General features: G+C 40.7%; 22 protein-coding genes. 10 read left to right on the plus strand and 12 right to left on the minus strand.

Going from position 1 to position 20749, the window contains the following annotated elements:
* The first annotated feature begins 75 nt into the window (after window positions 1-75).
* Window positions 76-609: a lecithin retinol acyltransferase family protein gene (locus CF596_RS00240; protein ID WP_096900868.1), complete on the plus strand. Its 534-nt coding sequence runs from the start codon at window positions 76-78 to the stop codon at window positions 607-609.
* A 130-nt stretch (window positions 610-739) separates the two neighbouring features.
* Here CF596_RS00240 and CF596_RS00245 read toward each other — a convergent pair whose 3' ends face one another.
* Window positions 740-2464, minus strand: a complete 1725-nt coding sequence (locus tag CF596_RS00245) for a glutamine--tRNA ligase/YqeY domain fusion protein (protein WP_096900869.1) — start codon at window positions 2462-2464, stop codon at window positions 740-742.
* A gap of 206 nt (window positions 2465-2670) precedes the next feature.
* Here CF596_RS00245 and CF596_RS00250 point away from each other — a divergent pair, with 206 nt between their 5' ends.
* Window positions 2671-3180, plus strand: a complete 510-nt coding sequence (locus tag CF596_RS00250; RefSeq protein WP_004973310.1) for a peptidylprolyl isomerase — start codon at window positions 2671-2673, stop codon at window positions 3178-3180.
* Window positions 3181-3297: 117 nt separating this feature from the next.
* Complete coding sequence (locus CF596_RS00255) at window positions 3298-4017, plus strand: UDP-2,3-diacylglucosamine diphosphatase (RefSeq protein WP_096900870.1); 720 nt, start codon at window positions 3298-3300, stop codon at window positions 4015-4017.
* A 102-nt stretch (window positions 4018-4119) separates the two neighbouring features.
* On the opposite strand, the gene hpaI is transcribed toward CF596_RS00255, so the two are convergent.
* Entirely contained in the window at window positions 4120-4914 is a 795-nt protein-coding gene (gene hpaI / locus CF596_RS00260) for a 4-hydroxy-2-oxoheptanedioate aldolase (RefSeq protein ID WP_096900940.1), read from the minus strand.
* A 241-nt stretch (window positions 4915-5155) separates the two neighbouring features.
* Here hpaI and nfsB point away from each other — a divergent pair, with 241 nt between their 5' ends.
* Together nfsB and CF596_RS00270 are read left to right on the plus strand one after the other, a co-directional pair.
* A complete protein-coding gene (gene nfsB / locus CF596_RS00265; RefSeq protein ID WP_004973304.1) occupies window positions 5156-5809 on the plus strand; it encodes an oxygen-insensitive NAD(P)H nitroreductase in 654 nt (217 codons plus the stop codon).
* Between the two features lie 115 nt (window positions 5810-5924).
* Entirely contained in the window at window positions 5925-6146 is a 222-nt protein-coding gene (locus CF596_RS00270; RefSeq protein ID WP_081402487.1) for a hypothetical protein, read from the plus strand.
* Here the strand turns inward: CF596_RS00270 and CF596_RS00275 are convergent.
* The 4 genes from CF596_RS00275 to CF596_RS00290 all read right to left on the minus strand — a co-directional run bounded on the left by CF596_RS00275 (window position 6109) and on the right by CF596_RS00290 (window position 9848).
* On the minus strand, window positions 6109-6969 hold the full coding sequence (locus CF596_RS00275) for a DMT family transporter (protein WP_004973300.1): 861 nt from the start codon (window positions 6967-6969) through the stop codon (window positions 6109-6111). The genes CF596_RS00270 and CF596_RS00275 overlap by 38 nt on opposite strands.
* Before the next feature lie 103 nt (window positions 6970-7072).
* Entirely contained in the window at window positions 7073-8110 is a 1038-nt protein-coding gene (gene fba, locus CF596_RS00280; RefSeq protein ID WP_096900871.1) for a class II fructose-bisphosphate aldolase, read from the minus strand.
* 137 nt (window positions 8111-8247) lie between these two features.
* Window positions 8248-8520, minus strand: coding sequence for a hypothetical protein (locus CF596_RS00285; RefSeq protein WP_096900872.1), 273 nt, complete (start codon window positions 8518-8520; stop codon window positions 8248-8250).
* 140 nt (window positions 8521-8660) lie between these two features.
* The gene (locus CF596_RS00290; RefSeq protein WP_096900873.1) at window positions 8661-9848 is read right to left on the minus strand and encodes a phosphoglycerate kinase; all 1188 of its coding nucleotides are present in this window, start codon (window positions 9846-9848) and stop codon (window positions 8661-8663) included.
* 139 nt (window positions 9849-9987) lie between these two features.
* Here CF596_RS00290 and CF596_RS00295 point away from each other — a divergent pair, with 139 nt between their 5' ends.
* From CF596_RS00295 to CF596_RS00305, 3 genes are all read left to right on the plus strand, one after another.
* Complete coding sequence (locus tag CF596_RS00295; RefSeq protein WP_096900874.1) at window positions 9988-10371, plus strand: DUF2237 domain-containing protein; 384 nt, start codon at window positions 9988-9990, stop codon at window positions 10369-10371.
* Between the two features lie 7 nt (window positions 10372-10378).
* Entirely contained in the window at window positions 10379-10972 is a 594-nt protein-coding gene (locus tag CF596_RS00300; RefSeq protein WP_096900875.1) for a Maf family protein, read from the plus strand.
* 120 nt (window positions 10973-11092) lie between these two features.
* Entirely contained in the window at window positions 11093-12259 is a 1167-nt protein-coding gene (locus CF596_RS00305) for a cupin domain-containing protein (protein ID WP_096900876.1), read from the plus strand.
* A gap of 33 nt (window positions 12260-12292) precedes the next feature.
* Here CF596_RS00305 and CF596_RS00310 read toward each other — a convergent pair whose 3' ends face one another.
* The 6 genes from CF596_RS00310 to CF596_RS00335 form a co-directional block, all read right to left on the minus strand.
* Window positions 12293-14203: an ATP-binding protein gene (locus CF596_RS00310; RefSeq protein ID WP_096900877.1), complete on the minus strand. Its 1911-nt coding sequence runs from the start codon at window positions 14201-14203 to the stop codon at window positions 12293-12295.
* A complete protein-coding gene (locus tag CF596_RS00315) occupies window positions 14200-14904 on the minus strand; it encodes a response regulator transcription factor (protein WP_004973283.1) in 705 nt (234 codons plus the stop codon). Before CF596_RS00315 ends, CF596_RS00310 begins: the two co-directional genes overlap by 4 nt.
* A 276-nt stretch (window positions 14905-15180) precedes the next feature.
* Window positions 15181-16224, minus strand: a complete 1044-nt coding sequence (locus CF596_RS00320) for an alpha/beta hydrolase (protein WP_096900878.1) — start codon at window positions 16222-16224, stop codon at window positions 15181-15183.
* The gene (locus CF596_RS00325; protein WP_096900879.1) at window positions 16224-17351 is read right to left on the minus strand and encodes a YdcF family protein; all 1128 of its coding nucleotides are present in this window, start codon (window positions 17349-17351) and stop codon (window positions 16224-16226) included. Before CF596_RS00325 ends, CF596_RS00320 begins: the two co-directional genes overlap by 1 nt.
* 6 nt (window positions 17352-17357) lie before the next feature.
* Entirely contained in the window at window positions 17358-18398 is a 1041-nt protein-coding gene (murB, locus tag CF596_RS00330) for a UDP-N-acetylmuramate dehydrogenase (protein WP_004973280.1), read from the minus strand.
* A 3-nt stretch (window positions 18399-18401) separates the two neighbouring features.
* Window positions 18402-18911: a low molecular weight protein-tyrosine-phosphatase gene (locus CF596_RS00335; RefSeq protein WP_004973278.1), complete on the minus strand. Its 510-nt coding sequence runs from the start codon at window positions 18909-18911 to the stop codon at window positions 18402-18404.
* 119 nt (window positions 18912-19030) lie between these two features.
* On the opposite strand from CF596_RS00335, the gene CF596_RS00340 reads away from it, so the two are divergent.
* Window positions 19031-20191 (plus strand): iron-containing alcohol dehydrogenase, encoded by a 1161-nt coding sequence (locus CF596_RS00340; protein WP_096900880.1) that lies wholly within the window; start codon window positions 19031-19033, stop codon window positions 20189-20191.
* Window positions 20192-20292: 101 nt separating this feature from the next.
* A complete protein-coding gene (locus CF596_RS00345) occupies window positions 20293-20742 on the plus strand; it encodes a thioesterase family protein (RefSeq protein ID WP_004973275.1) in 450 nt (149 codons plus the stop codon).
* Window positions 20743-20749 lie beyond the last annotated feature (7 nt).

Raw genomic sequence — 20749 nt, forward strand, 5'->3', positions numbered from 1 at the left:
TTTGCGTCAGACGCAGTACACTATAAAACCTGATTTCTTTTCTCTACTCATGTTACTTTATTGGTCAAGCGTACGATGCTCAAGCAGAAAACACGATTTCCTTTAGGGGCACATTTAATTGTGAAACACTTCGGCTATAGCCATCATGGTATCTATGCCGGGCGTGGTCGCGTGATTCACTATTCGGGTTTTGCACATCTTTTTAAAAAACACCCGATTGAAATGACCAGTATTGAAAAGTTTAGTCACGGCAAAAATATTATTGTGCAGTCGTATCATGCGCCCAAGTATAAAGGCCGCAAAGTGGTACGCCGTATGCGCTCCAGAATGCATGAAAACAATTATCATCTGATTATGAATAACTGTGAACATTTATGCACTTGGGCAATTACAGGTGTGGAAAGCAGCCCGCAAGTATTTAAGATGATGGATCGTTTAACCACCATTGGTTATGTCAGTTCATTGATGAGTTATATGAACAGTATGATGCTGACCCTGACCACCACTTGCTTTGCTTTAGTGCTCTATATTAAGAAGAAACTACGCGATAAAGCCAAAATGCAGTTACCGCAAATCCTGATGAAGCAGGAACAGCATAAAAACCGCTAATCGCAGTCATTTTAGCGACACTGTATATCTCACAAAATATTCTATAAACCTCAAATAGATAAAACCAAAAGCCCAACCTGAATTGATCAAGTTGGGCTTTCAAGTTGCAAGCTAAAACTTAAATAAGGTGTTACTTGCCAGGTTTGAAGCTGTCTTTTAAGTCTAAAATGCGGTTAAACACTGGTTTTTCCGCACTGTGATCATACTGATCTGCAACAAAATAACCTTCACGTTCAAATTGGAAACGATCTTCTGGTTGTGCTGTTGCCAATGCAGGTTCAACAATGGCTTGTACCACAGTCAACGATTCGGGGTTTAAATTCGCCAAGAAATCATCACCCACTTCTGGATCAGACTCAGTAAATAAGCGATCATATAAACGAACTTCTGCCGCAACGCCTTTACTTGCAGATACCCAGTGAATCACGCCTTTGACTTTACGACCTTCTGGGTTTTTGCCCAAAGTTTCAGGGTCAATTGAACATTTCAGCTCAATAACTTCGCCGTTGGCATCTTTAATCACTTCATCACACTTGATTACATAAGCATGGCGTAGACGCACCTCACCTTCTGGCACTAAACGCTTGAAACCTTTAGGCGGCACTTCTTCAAAGTCTTTACGGTCAATATAAATTTCAGAAGTCAGCGGAATGATACGTTCACCCATATCTACATTTGGATGACGTGCATGGACTAAATCCAGTGCTTCAGGCAAATTGGTCAAAGTCACTTTAAGTGGATTCAACACCGCCATGCCACGCGCTGCAGTATTTTCCAAAGATTGACGGATGCAATATTCAAGCATTGCCACATCCACAATACCATCCGACTTTGACACACCTACACGCTTACAGAAATCACGCAAACCTTCTGGTGTAAAGCCACGACGACGCATACCTACCACTGTTGGCATACGTGGGTCATCCCAACCATTCACAAAACTGCCTTCAACCAATTTACGCAATTTACGCTTAGATGTGATGGTGTAATCAATATTCAAACGGCTAGATTCATACTGACGCGGCACAGCCTCGGATTTCACCTTTTCCACCACCCAATCATAGAATGGACGATGGTCTTGGAATTCTAAAGTACATAGTGAATGAGTAATGCCTTCAATGGCATCTGATAATGGATGCGCATAATCATACATTGGGTACATTTTCCATTTATTGCCCGTTTGGTGATGCGATGAATGTAAAACACGATACAAAATCGGATCACGCATGTGTACGTTTGGTGAAGCCATATCAATTTTGGCACGGAGTACTGCCTGACCTTCGCCTAATTCACCATTGCGCATTTTTTCAAATAAAGCCAAGTTTTCTGCTACTGGCGTATCACGATATGGCGAATTTTTACCCAGCTCTACAAAAGAACCACGATTGAGCTTAATCTCATCAGGGGTTTGCAAATCGACATAAGCATCGCCTTGTTCGATCAGCTGAATTGCCCATGTATATAATTGATCGAAATAGCTTGATGCATAGCGTGGTTCGCCATTCCACTCAAAACCCAGCCATTTCACGTCATTGGCAATACCATCAACATATTCTTGTTCTTCTGCATCTGGGTTGGTGTCATCAAAACGTAAGTTACACACCCCTTGATATTCTTGTGCGATGCCAAAGTTCAAGCAAATTGCTTTCACGTGACCAATATGCAAATAACCATTCGGCTCAGGTGGAAAACGTGTCACCACCTGCTGAGTGCGACCCGCCGCAATATCATCGGTAATGACTTGACGTATAAAGTCTAAGCCCGGCTGTTGTTCTTGCTGCACAGCATCGACAGAGGCATTTGAACTTGGTGTCGGGGTGTTTGGCAGAGATGCAACAACATCATTTGGCTTCATAGCAATAAAATCACTTCTAAAATAAAATTGGATAAACTAGGTTACAGAAACTTCAGTAGTGAAGCATACATCACCCATTAGAACGCTTTTCCTTGTTTTTAACAAAGAAAATAACGTTTTTACTTGCCTTGTAGTTTACAGTTTGCTTATGCTTCTCTCAACCAAAAAACCCATGGCATTCGTGTCCATGTTTAGGAGATTACACAATGAGTTTTCCTCAAGTCGAATTAAACACCAATAAAGGTCGTATTGTTTTAGAATTGAACGCTGAAAAAGCACCAATTACAGTTGCTAACTTCTTAGAATACGTTCGTGATGGTTTTTATGACGGCGTAATTTTCCACCGTGTTATTGATGGTTTCATGATCCAAGGCGGTGGCATGGATGAAAACTTCAAAGAAAAAGCAACACGTGATGCGATTGAAAACGAAGCTGACAACGGCTTAAGCAACGATGTTGGTACAATTGCAATGGCTCGTACCCAAGCACCTCACTCTGCTTCTGCACAGTTCTTCATTAACGTAAAAAATAACTCTTTCTTAAACCACACAGGCAAAACTGCACAAGGTTGGGGTTATGCCGTGTTTGGTAAAGTTGTTGAAGGTATGGACGTTGTAGATGCAATTAAAGGCGTGCGTACTGGCAACCGTGGTTATCACGCAGATGTTCCACTAGAAAATGTGGTGATTGAATCTGCAAAAATCATTGCTGAATAAGAATCTTACCCGACCTCGCTTACGCACATCATTTTAAAGTACTGCTTTAAAATTCGTTTAGGGAGGAGAAATCCCTCTTTTAAAAGAGGGATTTCGGGAGATTCCAAGGAATAATTCGTGACCTATCTGTTTATCGCAGATTTACACTTGTCACCAAATCACCCTCGACTTGTTCGGGGGTTTTTAGATTTGCTAGATGCTTATCAAAATAAAAACACCCAACTGTATATTTTAGGCGACTGGTTTAATGCATGGATTGGCGATGATTACACCGCAGCGTGGCTCGATGAAGTTGTTGCACGTTTAAAGCAATTTAGCCAAGCAGGTAATCAAATTTACTTTATTGTCGGCAATCGTGATTTCGCTTTGGGTCAGAAATTTTTAGATCAGTTTTCAGGACAACTCCTGCCCGATGTGTACACGCTGCATATTGGTTCTCAACAGGTACGTTTAGAACATGGCGATGCACTGTGTACCGATGATGTGTCCTATCAAAAATTCCGTAAAATCATTCGCAATCCCATCATTTTAGGGATTTTAAAGAAAACACCTTTGGCTTTTCGGCAAAAACTTGCACAAGGTTTCCGCAAAAAAAGTCAGCAAGCCAATCAAGTCAAAAGTTATGACGTCATGGACGTAAATGCAGATGCTGTGTCACAAGCCTTGCAGCATGCAGATGTGTTAATTCATGGGCATACGCATCGTCCAAATATTCACAATGAACACGGCAAACCTAGAATTGTATTAGGCGATTGGCGCGCAGATGCTGCACAAATTTTAGTAGTTGAACCAAATCAAGCCTTAGCAACTTGGCAACTGAGTCATTGGAACTATTAAGCGCAACATCTTTACATAAAAATAATAGATACAACACTAAAGGTACTTAGCTAAACATAGCTAACTAAAACCTCTTTAGCCAAAATCTCTTCAGCTAGCAGATTAATACCCACCTTCCGTTTTAATCACTTCGGCATCAGCTTTATATTTAGCCAACAACTCACGCAGCGAAGTCATCAACACACTGGTATCTACCCCAACTGCCACAAATTCTGTGCCTAAATCCAAATACTTTTGTGTCACTTCATGTTGGGTCGATAAAATCCCTGCTGCTTTGCCTGCTGCACGAATCCGTTGAATCGCATCGACCACAGCGGCTTGTACTTCTGGATGGTTCGGATTGCCTTCATAACCCATCGTGGCAGATAAATCCACCGCACCAATAAACACCCCATCAATCCCATCGACTTGTAAAATAGCATCCAGATTTTCTAAACCTGTGACCGATTCAATTTGAATGAGCAAACAAATATTTTCATGCGCTGTCGCGTAATAATTTGGAATACTGTTCCAGCGAGTTGCACGTGCTAAAGCTGCGCCTACGCCGCGAATACCTTCAGGTGGATAACGTACCGCTTTGACCATCAACTCAGCGTGTTCAACGCTTTCAACCATAGGAATCAGCAAAGTTTGTACGCCAATATCCAACAGTTGTTTAATGAGTTGCACACTGCCAATCGGCGGGCGCACCACCGCTTGAGAGGGATAAGCCGCAATACTTTGTAATTGTGACAAAGTGGTTCTTAAATCACTCGGTGCATGTTCCCCATCAATTAAAAGCCAGTCATAGCCTGCATTGGCGGCAATTTCAGTGCCATACGCATCTGCTAAACCTACCCATAAGCCAATTTGCTGCTGAGTTTTTAATTTACGCTTAAAATAATTGATATATTCCATCCATACACCTTTGGGATGCACCATGCTCAAGTTTATATTTAACGCCTATTTGCTATAAACAACCAATAGTGAAAACGTCTTGCATGATTGAATTTAACACTAAGTTTAAAGATGTTTATGTCGTGCTCATCTCATCTTAACCGCATAAATAGCACATGGATTCATTCCGTTAGCATAGCGAGGCATGTTAAGCTTTTGGCGCACACCTGCCCCAAATATAGTCTTTAAATGGAGATGATTCATGGATTTGCTCAACGTTGCACAAACTCGTTATACGACCAAAGCCTATGATGCGAGTCGCACTATTCCTGCAGAACAATTTGAGCGTTTATTAGAAATTCTGCGTTTAGCACCATCTTCCATTAATATTCAGCCGTGGCATTTTTTTATTGCAGATCGCCCTGAAGCCAAACAACGTATTGCTAAAGCTTTAGTTGGAAAGTACGCCTATAACGCCCCTAAAGTTTTAGATGCTTCGCATACCATTTTATTTTGCACCAAAGCTGACATTAGCGAATTACATTTAGAAAACCTGCTTAATCAGGATGCTGCTAGTGGACGCTTTAAAGATGAAGCCGCTAAACAAGGTCAGAAAGACAGCCGCACAGGTTATGTCGATTACTACCGCAATGAAAAAGGCGATATTCAGCGTTGGGCAGAAAATCAAACCTTTATTGCACTCGGACAAATGCTTTTGGCTGCAGGCATTGAAGGAATTGACGCAACGCCAATTGGTGGTTTTGATGAAGCAATTTTAACTCAAGAACTGCAACTAACTGAGCAAGGACTGATTCCTTCGGTTTTATTGTGTTTAGGCTATCGTAGTGAACAAGATTTTAATGCCAAACTGCCAAAATCACGCCTTGATAAACGCGAGATTTTCACGCAACTGTAAAACAAACATGCGATAACACTAGGGACAAAATTTGTCCCTATTTTTTGGTCTGAATTTTGCTTTATCTATATTTGCAATCTGTACTCAATCTCTATCAAAAATAAAAATGAGGTGTATGATGCTCAATTTAATGCCGCTAAAACTAGAATGCCGACGTTGTAAAAAACTGTATTTATATCAAGCCAAACCAAGCTATCCAACCCTGCGCTGCCCGATCTGCGATAGAACCACAATGCTGCATGGTCTTGCAGAAACTGCAGATTTATTGCGACATCCTTTTCGCTTTATGTTGAGTTATCTTAAACCGTCATGGCATAAGCGAGGCAAAGCACACTAAGCAATGCCAAGCCTAGCCCAATAGTGGTCGTGCTTTTCAGCTTTTCTTTAAAGAACAATACTCCACTGATCACGCCAAATAGCACCACTAAAATATTCATCCCTGCAAATACCACTGCAGGGCTGTCTTTGAGCAGCATGTGAGCTTTGACATACAAGGCAATATTGGCAAAATTCAGTGCACCCAAAATTAAACCTGCACTGATATTTTGCATACTGCCCATGCTTTTATCGCGGATTAAGATATAAGCCATCGCCAAAACAAAAGCACATACAAACATCAAATTCAGCGCAACTGCAAATTGCAGTCCTAAACCTGTGCTGTATTTAAGCAAAACATCAATCAGTGCATAACCCAGCCAAACACAGCTCAAATATAAGATGCCTTGTTGCGCTTTAGCAGACTGCCCTGCAGCACGATGCGAATACAAAATACATAAGACTGCGATAATCCCAAGCGCGATTCCCACAATTTTCAGTTGGCTAAAATTTTCCTGAAAAATAAAATAAGCGGCCGCCAAAGACAAAACCACTGACAAACGCTGTGCAATTTCAGTTTTTAAAATACCTGCGCTGTCTAACGATTTTGCTAATGCTAAAAAGACACTCGGCAACAACACACCCAAACTAATAATGAGCCACCACGGCGTATGTTGGATTGAGATCGTGCCCAAGTTGGGTTTAAACCAGTAAAAACACAACACACTGGCACTGACATAATTCCATGTGATCATCTGCATAGGGTTAAAACCCTGCATTTTGCAGACTTTTAATAAAATAGAGACCAGTACACTACAAAAGGCTGCGGCTACAATCAGTTCCATGACACGCTCGAGGATTGTTTTTGTTCTTGATTGGAAGTTGTGGATTCATCAGTAAAAAGCCCACAAGGACTGTGGGCTTTCGAGTTCTTAATCAAATTAAGAATTACTTATAGCGTTCAACCATTTTCTCTAAAGAAATTGGGCGAATTTTGTCTGCATTACCTGCAGTACCAAATGCTTCATAACGGTCTATACAAATTTGTTTCATTGCATCTACAGTTTTTGCGAAGAATTTACGTGGGTCAAATTCGCTTGGTTGTTCTGCCATCATACGGCGCATTGCACCTGTAGACGCTAAACGCAAATCTGTGTCGATGTTGATTTTACGCACACCATGTTTGATGGCTTCAACCAATTGCTCAACAGGTACACCATAAGTTTCTTTGATGTCGCCGCCATACTGGTTAATTACAGCCAACCACTCTTGTGGCACAGAGCTAGAACCGTGCATAACAAGGTGTGTATTTGGCAATGCTGCATGAATTTCTTTGATGCGGTCAATTGCAAGAATATCGCCTGTAGGTGGACGAGTAAACTTGTATGCACCATGCGAAGTACCCACTGCAATCGCTAAAGCATCTACATTGGTATCTGCCACAAAGCTATGTGCTTCTTCAACAGAGGTTAACAATTGAGAATGGTCAAGTACACCTTCTGCACCCACACCATCTTCTTCACCTGCCATACCTGTTTCTAGGCTGCCCAAGCAACCAATTTCACCTTCAACTGACACACCACATGCATGCGCCATTTGAACCGTACGACGAGTCACTTCTACGTTATATTCGTACGATGTTGGTGTTTTACCATCTTCACCAAGCGAACCGTCCATCATGACTGATGAAAAACCAAGTTGAATTGAACGTTGACATACGTCAGGGCTAGTACCGTGGTCTTGGTGCATAACCACTGGAATATGTGGCCATTCTTCAATTGCAGCCAAAATCAGGTGACGCAAGAAAGGTGCACCTGCATATTTACGCGCACCTGCAGAAGCTTGAACAATGACAGGTGAGTTTGTTGCATCTGCGGCTAACATAATTGCGCGCATTTGTTCTAAGTTGTTGACGTTAAACGCTGGAACGCCGTATGCATGTTCGCCGGCATGATCCAAGAGCTGGCGCAATGAAATAAGAGCCATAATATCCTCCCAAATAATGCTGGTTATTCTACCCTGTGATTTGTTTCAATTCAGCAACAAATCATCTTTTTCAAAAAAAAATCCCTGCATAGCAGGGACTTTTAAACAAATTACAACAATTCTTTATTTTTCAGCACTTATTGCGCTTCAGAAGCAGCAACTTCTGTGTCTGCAGTCGCAGCATCAGCAGGTGCATTTGCAACGTCTTCAGGAATATCAGTGTTGCCTTCATCCATAACAGGTTGGTCAATCGCATCAATTGCTGCTTGTTGTTCTGGGGTTACTTGTGCGTTATCTACAACTGCAGAAGATGCATCAGTTTCAGTCGCAGGTGCACTTTCTTTTTTTGCACAAGCAGTAAAGGCTAAAGATGCAGCGATTAAAGCAGCAAGTGTTAGTTTTTGAATCATCATCATTTCCTACAGTTAGGTCATTCATTAAGACTAATTTTATTGCATATTTATGACATTTTTATGACTGTGCTATGACCCACAATAAAAAAGGTTGACCGAAGTCAACCTTTTGTGCAGTTTTGTTGAATAATCAACAATTAAGCACGTTCTAATAAAACCGCAACTGCAGGTAAGGTTTTACCTTCTACAAATTCAAGGAAAGCACCACCACCTGTAGAGATATAACCAATTTTGTCTGCAACTTCGTACTTGTCAATCGCAGCGAGCGTGTCACCACCACCTGCAATCGAGAAACCTGCAGATTCAGCAATTGCCAATGAAAGTGCTTTGGTTCCTTCACCAAATTGATCTATTTCAAATACGCCCACTGGACCATTCCAAAGAATTGTTTTTGAAGTTTTTAAAATTTCTGCAAATGCTTTCGCTGTTTCAGGACCAACATCCAAAATCATGTCGTTGTCAGCAACATCTTCAACTTTTTTTACAGTGGCTTTCGCTTGAGCCAATGAGCCTAAGAAATCTTCAAAGTTGATTTCAGACGCATCAGCAACCACAACATCGGTTGGTAATGGTACTGAAACTTTTGCAGCAATTGCTTTTGCAGTGTCAATCAAATCATTTTCGCATAATGATTTGCCCACGTTATAGCCTGCTGCAGCTAAGAAGGTATTAGCAATACCGCCACCTACAATAAGTTGATCACAAATATCAGACAATGATGTCAATACATCTAATTTAGTCGATACTTTAGAACCTGCAACAATTGCCACCATTGGTTTTTCAGGTGTTTTTAAAGCACGACCTAGTGCATCCAATTCAGCGGCAAGCAATGGGCCTGCTGCTGCAACTGGTGCTAAACGTGCTACGCCTTCAGTAGAGGCTTCTGCACGGTGTGCCGTACCAAAAGCATCCATCACAAATACGTCACACAATGCTGCATATTTTGCTGCAAGCTCAGGGTTGTTTTTCTTTTCACCGTGGTTAAAACGGCAGTTTTCTAATAAAACCACTTGACCCGGTGCAACTTCCACACCCTCTAAATAGTCAGTGATGAGTTGGACATCTTGACCCAAAGCTTGGGTTAAATACGCAGCCACAGGCGCTAAAGATTGTTCAGCTTTTGGCTCACCTTCAACGGGACGACCTAAGTGAGAATACACCATCACTGCCGCACCTTTGGCAACAGCAGCTTGAATCGTTGGCAATGCCGCACGTAAACGTGCATCGCTGGTGATCACACCATTTTTAACAGGGACGTTTAAATCTTCACGAATAAGGACACGCTTACCTGCTAAATCGAGGTCAGTCATACGCTGAAAGTTCATGTATAGCTCACTTTATTGATATCAAAACGCCACGATTTTAAATGATTATGCAGAAAAAGGTTAGCAACTTTTGTAGAATTGCTGTTTAAAGCAAAAGTTTTGATTATGATAGAGAAAAGCCACCATCTTTCTCGCACTTATGTCTATCCATCCTGATCCGAATATCAATCGTTTAAACGTTTTGGGCGAACCTCTCGCCAGTTGTTGTTTTGACCCTATTACCGGGTATTTCCGTAACGGTTTTTGCCATACAGCCCCAACCGATTTAGGTCAGCACACCGTTTGTGCACAAATGACTTCGGAATTTTTAAATTTCTCGCAAAAAATTGGCAATGATTTAATCACGCCAGTACCTGAAGTTGGTTTTAACGGCTTACAACCAGGTGATTTCTGGTGCATTTGTGTCACCCGTTGGGTAGAAGCTTATCAGGCAGGTCAAGCGCCACCAATTAAAATTCAAGCCTGTCATCAATCAGTATTGTCTTATGTGCCTTTAGATATCTTGATGGACTATGCGGTGTGATGATCTAATGCAACATCCTCAAATTATTTTGGCTTCTGGCAGTCAAACTCGGCAACAATTGCTGGATCGCTTGCATTTAGCCTATACATCTGTCTCCCCAGATATTGATGAATCTGCGCAGGGTGAATTACATGCAGATGATTTAGCGCGACGTTTGGCTTTTGAAAAAGCACGCTGTATTGCGTTGCAACATCCTGATGCAATAGTAATAGGTTCAGATCAAGTGGCATGGCGTGAACAGCAGCCAGATGTTTTTATCGGTAAACCACTTACTTCAGAAAAAGCTATACAACAATTACAAGCCAATTCAGGTCAAACGGTTTATTTCAGCACTGCGCTGAGTGTGCAGCAGCAATCTACAGGCTTTGAACAAACGGTTGTAGAACACTACACAGTTAAATTCCGCAGCTTAACTGACAATGAAATTGCACGATATGTTGCAAAGGAACAACCGCTACACTGTGCAGGTAGTTTTATGTGCGAAGGTTTAGGTATTAGTCTGTTTGAAGCCATGCAAGGCAATGACCAAACTACTTTGATGGGTCTGCCGATGATTCAGTTATGCCGCATGTTAAGAATGCTGAATATTCAGGTTCCTTAAGTTTAAAACTGTGTAATTTAACAGCCGTGAATATTTATAAAGACTATAAATCACCTTGCCCTTTGCAGCGACAAATCAGACAATATTGAGATTATTGATAAAACTTGCTTAGGCTATTTTATGTCGCAACCTTTAGATGTTTTGGGCGGAATTACCGCAGAACAATTCCTAAGTGAATATTGGCAAAAAAAACCACTTTTGGTACGCAATGCACTCCCAGAAATTGCCAACCTACTTGAACCTAGTGATGTAATGGAACTGGCACTTGAAGAAGATGTGACTGCCCGTTTAATCAAACAAAAAGATCGCGATCCAAATCAATGGACTGTGAAATCATCACCGCTCATTAAGGCTGATTTTCAAAAAATGCCAAAGTTGTGGACGCTATTGGTACAAGCCGTTGATCATTACTCTTTTGATCTCGCTGAACTTTGGAAAAAATTTCCTTTTATTCCGCAATGGCGACGTGATGACATAATGGTGTCTTATGCCCCTAAAGGCGGCTCTGTAGGTCAGCATTTTGATTTCTACGATGTGTTTTTGCTACAAGGCTATGGACATCGTCGTTGGCAACTTGGGCAAATGTGTGATGCTGAAACTGAATTTGTCGCAGGACAACCGTTAAAATTATTGCCTGAAATGCAGGTCAATTTTGATGAAGTTCTTGCACCTGGCGATTTACTCTATGTGCCGCCGGGTTTGGCACATTATGGCGTGGCGGAAGATGATTGTCTGACGTTCTCGTTCGGTTTCCGCATGCCGAATATTAGTGAAATGATGGATCGAGTGAGCGATAAATTCTCTGCCGATGAAATGTTACGCACGCCACTACAAGACCTTGTTCGTAAAAAAAGTACCCAAATTGGCGAAATGACTGCGACAGAATTGGATTATCTGAAAGCAGAATTGTGGGCGCGTTTACAAAACTCATCGGTGTTGGATGATGCGATTTTAAGCTTAATGTCCGAACCGAAATATCCTGAAAATATCCCTGAAGTAGATGAAATAGGTGTAGGTGATTTAGAGGATGCGCTAGATCAGGGTTATCAAATCATGTTGGAACCCGCCTCTCGCCTACTTTATGCAAATCAGCTAGGTGAAGTTTTATTTTGGGCGAATGGTGAAGCGATTTGTGTCGCAGAAGCATCTATCCCTACGCTGCAAAAAATTGCCAATGGTGAACGCGTGCTGCTCGATGAAAACCTTTACGACGCAGATATTCTGGAAGATTTGGTACAACTGCTCAATGAATCCATTTTAATGTTGTTACCTGCTGAAGACGCTTAAAATATTCGTTTCAGCCCCCTCAAGATGATCAATTCATCTTGGGGAATTTAGATAAGCGGGATCTAAAGTTAAAACTGCCTGAATTAACGTATAGCCAGGTGTCGAATTTAATTTTAATTGCCCTCCAACCCGTTCTAAACGCATTTTCATACTGCGCATCCCAATACTCATGCCATGTTCAAGCACGCTATTGGGTTCAAAACCTACACCATCATCCTGAATTTTAAGTACCAATTGCTTAGGCGGTACAAATTGCATACTGACGGATACATGCTTGGCTTGGCTGTGTTTAATCACATTGGTTAAACTTTCTTCTAATACCCGCATCAAAGTTAAGCACTGTAACGAATTCGGCTCAATCACCCATTCATTTGGAAAATCCCACTTGGAATGAATATCCATTTCATCCATCAATTGACTAAAACGATGACGTACTGGCGCAACCCAAATTTTAGGATTTTCAGGCACTTTAGAACCAATGGAAGAACCACTATCAATAATTTGACGTAAATCATCACGCAGTAATTTCAGCATAGATAAGAACTGCTGATTACTCATGTTCTGTTCGCTTTGGTCGACCATAATCATGGAACGTACCAAAGATGCACCCAAACCATCATGCAAATCATGCGATAGATGAATCCGCTCTTGCAAACGCACATTTTCCAATTCTAAATAATGCTTTTCTGACATACTGCGTTTTAAATCATCACTGACTTCAAAAACTTTAAGCTCTAAATCTTGATTAAATTTCTCAATTTTTTGAATATTTCTTTTTAGGCGCATGCCTAAAATAATCGCAATAAATAAAGTAATTACTGGCGAGGTATACGGTGATAATGGCTGATATAAACTTGCCGTTGCCGCATTACTTAAACGAAATACATCTACACCCGCAAAAAAGCCAATCAAGGTTAAACAAAATAGCAGCAGATATACTTCTGTTTTTGGGGATTTATACGCTAAATACGCCAAATAAAAATAAACCACGACTAGTAAGCTGGCATAACTTAAAAAGACAATCCCAAATACCAGTTTGACATAATCTAAGGGTGTTAAAAACACACAAACGATTACCGCTAAACTCAGAATAAAAATACTTTCTTCCAATATTGGCAAGCGTTGATTGACAAACCTAATTAAATACAGACTAAAAGCTAAAACATAGAGGATAAAAAAGCTTAAATTGGCTTGAGATGCCACCAATACACTTGGGTATGGAAAGGTTTCTGTGGTTAAAAAATGAGAAATAAATAATAACCAGAACATGCAACTCAACGCGAACCAACCAAAACTCTGATCACGGCGTAAAAACAGCCAAATAACCAAACATAAAATGCCTAAAGTGGCAGATAAAATCGCATTAATTTCAAATAAAGTACGTTTATTCCATATACTTTGCTGATGCTGTTCAATATTGTTATGCACATTATTAAAACTTATTTTTCCTATACCCGCATTTTGAAATGCATATCCATTTACATAGACCAATATTTGATTTTTACCTTGTTTTAAGCCTGAAATAGGTAAAATCCAGTAACGTGGCATATTCCAGTTTTTTGACAAAGGCTCTTCTAAATGTTGACTTGCCCAAAGTAAATCTTGATTCAGATAAACTGCCCCTGCACTATTTAAAAAATTCAGTGCAAAAACGATGGGTTGATTTAAACGATGATCACGCTCACAAAACCACTCCCACTCTATTTTGTACCACGCCCCACCATTATAATTTTTCCAGCGATCATCCCAAACGTCGGGCAGTTGAACATTTTCCCAACCCGTTTCAGGTTTTTTATTATGTGATGCTGTTTTGGCAGAGCTGATTGAAAGTACATGCACATTGCAGTACTGATTAATTGGGTACACCACTTGCTGCGCATAGCTTTGCCACGCACAGAACAATAACAACACGCCCAAACCACACTGCCAAAGCCTTTGAATCATAAAAGACCTAAAGTTCTAGCGGTACTGACAGCCTTAGTGCGTTTAGTGACCGACAACTTCCGATAGATATGTTTAATATGACTTTCAACGGTATAACGCGACACAAATAATTGCTCAGCAATTTCACGGTTACTTAAACCCTGCGCCACCAGATTTAAAATTTCTAATTCACGATTGGTGAGCTGTTCATAATGTGAGTTGAATGCTTGAGCATCGGCGCGATCTGATAAATCTTCGGTCAGCACGGGTACTTTTTGATGTGAAATTTGCGATAAAATTTCACGGGCGATAAATGGGTCTATCGGTGCACCACCTCTTAAAATGCTGCGTATTGCGATAATAATTTCAGCATCATCACGTTCTTTAAGCACATAGCCTGTTGCACCTGCTTGAATTGCAGAAAATAAGCTGTCTTGGGTGCTCCATGCAGAAATCACCAAAATTAATGCGCTTGGATCTCTAAAATGTAATTGTTCGATTAGTTCTTTACCATTGCCATCGGGCAAGCCTAAATCGACTAAAGCTAAAGCAATCGGATGATCTTCTATACACGTCATTGCAGCTTTAAGATGACTCACGAAAAATAGCATGTCATCTTGATAGCCAATATCATGCAAAATTTTTCTAAGACGTGACTGAATAATAGGCTCATCTTCAACAATTAAAACCGGTACGGGTAATATCGCTTCCATTTCTGCCATCATTCATCCCCTTGATTATGTTTGTAAATATATCAATCGTTTTGATGTAAACACTATCCCTAGAATTAAGGAGTTTTTCAAATTTAGCTTATTTTATAAACATGAGCATAGCACTGAAACATGAAACTTGAACATGAAATAAAAAATAAATGTGAAGTACTATTTTATTTTAGAAATCGCTTCACATTTTAATGAGCAGCGCAGCATAAATATGCTTTGATGCCGAGAACAGCATCAAAGCAAATGTAGAGCCGTATTTAAAAGATGGTTGATAAATTAATAATAAGTCTTAGAGCTATGTGCATGTAAAAATGCAGGAATCAGCCCTGTTAAAGCCGCACGAATATCCGCACGTTCATTGATTAATTGATGCGAGCCTTCTTCTAACATGAGTAAGGTTTGCAGGCGGAATTTACGCCGAATAAACTCAATGTTGTAGCGCCAATCTACGGTTTGATCTTGCGCCCCTTGTGCCAACCAAACAGGAATACGGCAAGCTGGACGTTCTTCCATCTCCAACATCCATTTAGACATGGCTAAAATCCAATCCATGCCCATCATTCTAGGTTGCAGCGGGTCTTTTAAACGCACAAAGCGTAAAAATTCAGGATTATGATTATTGCGTCTAAAATGTCGCGGCACTTCACGCTTAATCCGACGGATAATGCCCAAACCAACAGAGTTATGCCACCATGCCGATTTTGCAGGACGAATCAAAGGCGATAACAACAACACACGCTCTACAAATGGATTTTCACGGCGCTGAGCAAATTCCAACAAGTGATGCATCCAAATTGCACCACCTGTACTTTGCCCAATGCCCAACCACGGTTTTGGCAATTGATCGGCATTTTTTACATATTGATAAACCGCATGTAATACTTGCTGATAATGATCAAAATTTTTGATGTTGGCAGGATAACCATCACTCAATCCATGTCCGGGCAAATCATAAGTCAAAACACTAAAGCCCTGCTCTAATAATTCTTTGACGATAGGTTGATAAATCCCGCTATGTTCCAAATAGCCATGCAGTAGAAATACCGTGCCCTGCACCTGATCAAATTTGGTTTTGCTTAAATCGGGTTGAAAAATTTGCACATGCAATTTAAACAACGGCATTTGCACATAGCCTTGCCAATGTTCACAGTCCAACAAATGAAAACCATATAGCTGTCGATAGGCTTGTAACTCAACACTCGGTTCAAAACCACGATTCAAATTTAAAGGTTGTAGAATTTGTGGTGTGGTTTCCCTACTCGGCACTGGCAAATCTAATTGCTTCAACACGCTTGGGTTTAAAAATGGAATATCAGGCATTATGGCACCTCGCGACATGCGCTAGAACCAATCAAGACATCCCGAATGGCGGCAAGCATTTCATAATTGGCACGGCGGCTGTGATCATAGTTTTGTTCACTTGGACGCCATGCGGTCAGTTGAGTCGGCATGGGAGCCTCGACTGGAATCGTTTCAATTCCATTCAAAGCAAATAAACGGCGGGTGCGTGGCATGTGATAACGGTCTGTAATCAAAATCACTGTCGGCGCCCCCCCTTTTTTTTGTAATAATAAAGAACTAAAACGTGAATTTTCACAAGTATTCATGCTGCGATCTTCTAATAATTTTGCTTCGACATCATATTTTTTTAACCAACGCTGCATATAAGGTGCTTCTACACCACTCAGTACAATCGGCAATTGATATTGTTTTACCACCGCTAGGGTCGTTTCTAAACGTAAACGTGTGTAGTCATTGACCACAATATCTTTGCCATTATCATCTAAAGTTAAGCCACCACCTAAAACCACAATCGCATAAGGTTTAGAGTTTGCAGGTATTTTTGGAATATTTTGTTGCTGAATTAAAGCAATATCTTTAAAGATTTCTTCATCTACAGGCTCACTTTCGGTTTCGGCAATTTTATGAGTGCTTAAAAACTCCAAGTATTGTTCCATGAGTACCTGATTTTCATGACTATCCAAATTGAGCAAGGCTTTTACATTTTCGGATGGGTCTTCTACAACTGCTTCAGAAGCTGCATTAGACACCAACAATGGGACTTGCGGCAACTCTTGCTCAGATGCTAATTTTTTTTGCGTTTGTTCTTCTAAAATAAGCGCTTGTAAGGCTTTATAACGTGCCTGAATTAAAGTTAAATTTTGCGAATTTTTAGATTGGATTTCTTGCTCCATGAGCTTCAGATAAGCTTGTCGGGCAATCCATAAATCTGAACCGGGCTCCAAACTGTCTTGATCACTAAAAGCCGCCATTTGCTGACTTTTTGCTGCCACTTGATTCACTTCTACAGGCACCAAAGTGTTCAGCGTTTTGACCACCAAAGTAGAATAAAAAGGTGAATAAATAAAAATCATGAATGCTGCAAACAATACAAAGAGCACGGTAGCAATTTGTACCAATCTGAGCATCCAACGATTCTGTTTCATCTTCACTTAACCTACCGGTTGATGTGCACGAATCAAACCTGTTTCATCAAATAACACAGGTTCAGGTTCGAGTGAAATACCAAAACGACTCAAAACATCTTGCTGCACAGCACGATAGGTGTGTTGCACATCTGCCAAAGTGGCATCGGCATAATTGACTAAAACCAACGCTTGTTTATGAAACATACCCACCACACCCAGTTGTTTTCCCTTCCAGCCAGCTTGATCAATCAACCAGCCTGCTGCAATTTTAACTTGCGCATTCGGCTGTGGGTAATGGGGTAAATTTGGAAATTGTGCTGCAATTTGGTCAAATTGCTGAGTCGAAATCACAGGATTTTTAAAGAAACTACCTACATTTGGATATTCTGCAGGATTAGGCAGCTTACTTTGGCGAATTTGAATGACTTGTTGCTGCAGATTTTCAGCAGTTTGCTCATCGCCTACAGCAGCTTTTAAGTCGCCATAATTTAATTTTAACGCCGCCTGTTTTAACAGTTTAAAAGTCACATGGGTAATGATGTAACGGTTGGGATGATCTTTAAAAATACTGTGTCGATAGGCAAACTGACAATCTGCTGCAACAATTGAGCTGAATTGTTGGCATTCACGATCATAAACCTGCACAGATTCAATAAACTCACCGACTTCAACGCCATAAGCACCAATATTTTGCACAGGTGAAGCGCCGACCAAACCTGGAATTAAAGCCAGATTTTGCAGACCATATAACTTTTGTTCCGTACTCCACAACACAAACTCATGCCAGACTTGTCCTGCCCCAACTTTTAGGGTGACACTTGCATCATCTTCAGCGCATTTTTCGATGCCCTGAATATCCATGTGCATGACCAAGGCATGAATATGTTCAGGCAATAACATATTGCTACCACCCGATAGAATCAGCACATTTAATTGTTCTTTCTGGGCAAATGCCAAAGCATCCTGTACATCTTGAATATTTTCAATTTTGACATAATGCGATGCAGTTGCATCTAAATTTAACGTATTGAACGGTTTGAGTTGCATGTTGTAGTGAATGTGCATGACTTAAACCTTCAATTCAAATTGTTGTTGTAAAACTTTCACCCATGCGCGACTACTCGACTCGCATTGATCGAGCACCCGCTCAAAACCATCGGCTTCGCCATAATATGGATCGGGTAATTCTTGCTGCGTATAATGCGGATCGTGTTCGCTCATTAAGGCTATTTCAGCGCGCAAACTGCCCAGTTCAGCTTCAGCACGGCGCATTAAAGATTGAATATTGCTTAAGTTTTCAAAATCCATCGCCAAAATCAAATCAAACTCGACAAAGTCTTGTATACGTAACTGACGCGCGCGCAATGTAGATAAGTCATAACCACGTTTGAACGCATGTTTTTGGCTGCGTAAATCTGGGGCTTTGCCTGGATGATAATTACTGGTTCCAGCAGAATCTACCAACACATTGAGTTGTTGTTCATCACAAAAATGTCGAAGTACAATTTCTGCCGTTGGAGAGCGGCAAATATTTCCCAAACAAACACATAACACCTTATATGGCGTTTTGGATGACATAAACAACCTCAAAGCTACTTTATTTTTAAGAGTCTTATGTTAAGTTATTTATGATATGAATCCTATATCGTGACCCTACAATAATGTTGAATTAAGTATAAAAATTAGGAATAAAGACGATGCAGCATTTTCAATTTCAAACAGTTGGCAACATTATTTCTGGATTGGGTTCAATTTCTGAACTAAAAACGGTTTTAACCGAAAAAAATTATAAGCGTTTGTTATTGGTCACCGATGCTGGCATTTTACAACAACAATTACATCAACCTATTTTAGAAATTTTAAAGCAACTGCAACTGGACTATGCCATTTACTCGAATGTGCAAGCCGACCCCGCAGAACAGATTGTGTTAGAAGCAGTTGATTTTGCCAAACAGCAAAATATTGATGTTGTATTAGGTTTTGGTGGGGGTAGTGCGATGGATGTCGCCAAAATTATTGCCGTGCTGAGTCATTCCGAACAAACTCAACAACTGTCGGACTTGTACGGTGTTGGCAATGCGAAAGCACCACGTTTACCACTCATTTTAGTTCCCACAACGGCAGGTACAGGTTCAGAAGTCACACCTATTTCCATTGTCACCACAGGTGCAACCAGTAAAACAGGCATTGTTTCTCCTATTTTATATGCCGATGTTGCCATTTTAGATGCCAATTTTACCCGTCATCTACCTGCACAGATTACCGCAGCCACAGGTATAGATGCGATGGTACATGCCATTGAAGCCTATACTTCTAAAATCAAAAAAAATGCGTATTCAGATTTTCTGGCAAAACATGCGCTGCGTTTACTTGATCAAAACTTAAAATTAGTGCTTGAAGATGGCAGCAATATGCAAGCACGGCAAAACATGCTGTTTGGTTCAATGCTGGCAGGACAAGCCTTTGCCAATGCTCCTGTGGCTGCGGTACATGCGCTTGCCTATCCTTTAGGCGGACATTTCCATATTTCACATGGGCATAGCAATGCATTGGTACTAACCGAAGTTTTAAAATTTAATGCGCCTGCAGCCAAACAGTATTATGCAGAACTGATGTGTTGGTTAGACCCACGCAGTAAAGGCTGCACAGATGGATTATGTGATTTGTTTATTGATCATTTACAAAATCATTTAGATCAAAGTGGCTTGGTGTTAAAACTCAATGCCATAGGCATAGCAGAAAACATGCTGCCACAACTGGCAGAAGATGCGATGCTGCAAAGCCGTTTATTGCAAAACAACCCGAGAGCAATGCAAATGCAGGATGCGTTACAGATTTACCAAGCCATTTATGCCTAACATTTACGCTTAACGTTCTGTATTTAACTTTCTACATTTATTTGGGATGATTTCCACCCATTAAAGCATGACACCACGTCGATAAAAATATAGGTAAACTTGTGAAACCTGACACCAAAACCCGTGAGCAATACGCTTTTTTCTTTCCCATCCAAACTCGCTGGGCAGACAACGATATGTATGGACATGTCAATAATGTCACTTATTACAGCTATTTTGACAGCGCAGCCAATGCCCTACTGATGCAAAAAGCAGGCTTTGAACCCAAACGATCACCCTGTATTGGTTTAGTGGTCAATTCCACCTGTCATTTTTTGCAGGAATTGTCCTATCCTGAAATGATTGAAGTAGGTGTTGCTATTCAAAAAATTGGAAACTCATCCTTAATTTATGATTTGGCAATTTTTAAAAACAATCAAAATCTTGCCGCTGCACAAGGACAAGTGGTGCATGTATTTGTAGATCGAATTACACGCCAAAACTGCCCGATTCCTGACTCCATCCGCGAAGCATTACAGCCATATAAAAGCACAGATTCAGCTTGCGCTTAGCAAAAAA

This window comes from Acinetobacter sp. YT-02, assembly GCF_002412355.1.
GTDB classification, from domain to species: Bacteria; Pseudomonadota; Gammaproteobacteria; order Pseudomonadales; family Moraxellaceae; genus Acinetobacter; species Acinetobacter towneri.

Excerpts from the sequence above, each read along its gene's own strand:
- CF596_RS00305 (WP_096900876.1), top strand. The coding sequence starts at position 11,093 with ATGTCGCAACCTTTAGATGTTTTGGGCGGAATTACCGCAGAACAATTC.
- CF596_RS00300 (WP_096900875.1), top strand. The coding sequence starts at position 10,379 with ATGCAACATCCTCAAATTATTTTGGCTTCTGGCAGTCAAACTCGGCAA.
- CF596_RS00275 (WP_004973300.1), bottom strand. The coding sequence starts at position 6,969 with ATGGAACTGATTGTAGCCGCAGCCTTTTGTAGTGTACTGGTCTCTATT.
- CF596_RS00335 (WP_004973278.1), bottom strand. The coding sequence starts at position 18,911 with ATGTCATCCAAAACGCCATATAAGGTGTTATGTGTTTGTTTGGGAAAT.
- CF596_RS00325 (WP_096900879.1), bottom strand. The coding sequence starts at position 17,351 with ATGAAACAGAATCGTTGGATGCTCAGATTGGTACAAATTGCTACCGTG.
- CF596_RS00245 (WP_096900869.1), bottom strand. The coding sequence starts at position 2,464 with ATGAAGCCAAATGATGTTGTTGCATCTCTGCCAAACACCCCGACACCA.
- hpaI (WP_096900940.1), bottom strand. The coding sequence starts at position 4,914 with ATGGAATATATCAATTATTTTAAGCGTAAATTAAAAACTCAGCAGCAA.
- CF596_RS00315 (WP_004973283.1), bottom strand. The coding sequence starts at position 14,904 with ATGGCAGAAATGGAAGCGATATTACCCGTACCGGTTTTAATTGTTGAA.
- nfsB (WP_004973304.1), top strand. The coding sequence starts at position 5,156 with ATGGATTTGCTCAACGTTGCACAAACTCGTTATACGACCAAAGCCTAT.
- CF596_RS00295 (WP_096900874.1), top strand. The coding sequence starts at position 9,988 with ATGTCTATCCATCCTGATCCGAATATCAATCGTTTAAACGTTTTGGGC.
- CF596_RS00340 (WP_096900880.1), top strand. The coding sequence starts at position 19,031 with ATGCAGCATTTTCAATTTCAAACAGTTGGCAACATTATTTCTGGATTG.
- CF596_RS00285 (WP_096900872.1), bottom strand. The coding sequence starts at position 8,520 with ATGATTCAAAAACTAACACTTGCTGCTTTAATCGCTGCATCTTTAGCC.
- CF596_RS00320 (WP_096900878.1), bottom strand. The coding sequence starts at position 16,224 with ATGCCTGATATTCCATTTTTAAACCCAAGCGTGTTGAAGCAATTAGAT.
- CF596_RS00310 (WP_096900877.1), bottom strand. The coding sequence starts at position 14,203 with ATGATTCAAAGGCTTTGGCAGTGTGGTTTGGGCGTGTTGTTATTGTTC.
- CF596_RS00250 (WP_004973310.1), top strand. The coding sequence starts at position 2,671 with ATGAGTTTTCCTCAAGTCGAATTAAACACCAATAAAGGTCGTATTGTT.
- murB (WP_004973280.1), bottom strand. The coding sequence starts at position 18,398 with ATGCACATTCACTACAACATGCAACTCAAACCGTTCAATACGTTAAAT.
- CF596_RS00290 (WP_096900873.1), bottom strand. The coding sequence starts at position 9,848 with ATGAACTTTCAGCGTATGACTGACCTCGATTTAGCAGGTAAGCGTGTC.
- CF596_RS00240 (WP_096900868.1), top strand. The coding sequence starts at position 76 with ATGCTCAAGCAGAAAACACGATTTCCTTTAGGGGCACATTTAATTGTG.
- fba (WP_096900871.1), bottom strand. The coding sequence starts at position 8,110 with ATGGCTCTTATTTCATTGCGCCAGCTCTTGGATCATGCCGGCGAACAT.
- CF596_RS00270 (WP_081402487.1), top strand. The coding sequence starts at position 5,925 with ATGATGCTCAATTTAATGCCGCTAAAACTAGAATGCCGACGTTGTAAA.